The sequence below is a fragment of the Streptomyces cacaoi genome (genome assembly GCF_006539165.1).
GTDB classification, from domain to species: Bacteria; Actinomycetota; Actinomycetes; order Streptomycetales; family Streptomycetaceae; genus Streptomyces; species Streptomyces cacaoi.
Genome location: NZ_BJMM01000162.1, coordinates 1 through 1476, shown reverse-complemented (window position 1 = coordinate 1476; position 1476 = coordinate 1). Strand labels below are relative to the sequence as shown.

The 1476-nt window shown below is 75.1% G+C and carries 1 protein-coding gene; it reads left to right on the top strand.

The window, feature by feature from the left end:
- Window positions 1-1476 (top strand): AMP-binding protein (locus SCA03_RS34730; RefSeq protein ID WP_141275901.1); only part of this gene is annotated, 1476 nt, incomplete at both ends.

Here is a 1476-nt window from a genome sequence, read left to right as displayed (position 1 = left end):
GGTGCCCTTCGACCGGGTCGTCGACGCCGTCGTCACCGAACGCGACCCCTCCCGCACCCCGCTCGTCCAGGCCATGGTGCTCCTCCAGTCCGTCCCCGGCGGCCTCGCGGACGCGGCCGGGCTCGGCTGGCGGAACGAGCCGGTCGACACCGGCTCCGCACAGTTCGACGTCCTCGTCGCCTTCGAGGAGGGCGACGGCGGCGGCCTCGGCGGCATGGTCAACTACAACGCCGACCTGTTCGACCCGGAGACGATGGACCGCCTCGCCGGGCACCTCGTCACCGTCCTCGCCGGGCTGGCCGAGGACACCGCCCGGCCCCTGGCCGCCCTGCCCACCCTCACCCCGGACGAGCACACCCGCGTCCTGCACACCTGGAACGACACCGCCGAGGACCTGCCCGCGCTGACCCTCGCCGAACTGTTCGAGACCCAGGTCCGCCGCGCCCCGCACGCCCCGGCCGTGGAGAGCGGCGAGGTCACCCTCGACTACGCCGAACTCGACGCCCGCGCCGCCCGGTTGGCCCGCCTCCTGCGCACGCGGGGCGTCGGCACCGACTCCGTGGTCGGCGTGTGTCTGCCGCGCGGCATCGACTGGCTCACCGCCCTCGTGGCCGTCGCCAAGGCCGGCGGCGTCTATGTGCCGCTCGACCCGCAGTACCCGGCCGAACGGCTCAGCTTCATGGCCGCCGACGCCGGTACGGCCCTGCTCGTCACCGACGCCGCACACGCCGCCCGCATACCCGACGCCGACATACCGGCCGTGCACCTGGACACCGACCTCGGCGAGGACGAATCCGACGCCGACGCCGACGCCGACTTCGAGGCCGACGCCGACGCCGGTGCGGCCCGCGGTGGCGCCCGCGCCACCCGCTCCCTGGACGCTGGCGCCTACATCATCTACACCTCCGGCTCCACCGGCCGCCCCAAGGGCGTCCTCGTCCCGCACCGCGGCCTGGTCGGCATGGCCACGGCCCACCAGCGGGCCCTCGGTCTGACCGCCGGATCGCGGCTCCTCCAGGGCGTCTCGCCCAACTTCGACGTCGCCATGGCCGACGTGCTCGTCGCCTGGCACGCGGGCGCCACCCTCGTCCTGCCGGAACCCGGGCCCCTGGCGGGCGAGGCCCTCGGCCAGGTCCTCCAGGAGCGGCGCATCACCCACCTGGAGATCCCGCCGGCGGCGCTGATGACGATGCCGGAGACCGAACTACCGGACCTGGTGGGCCTGGTGAGCGGCGGCGAGGCCATGACCGCCGAGTTCGTCGCCCGCTGGGCGCCGGGCCGCCGGCTGCGCAACGTCTACGGCCCGACCGAGGCCACCGTCACCGTCACCGTCAGCGACCCCGTCACCGACACCGGCGCGGAGAGCGTCCCCATCGGCCGCCCGGTCGTCAACACCCGGCTCTACGTCCTGGACTCCTGCCTGCGTCCCGTCCCCGAGGGCGTGCCCGGCGAGCTGTACATCGCCGGGGCCGGGGT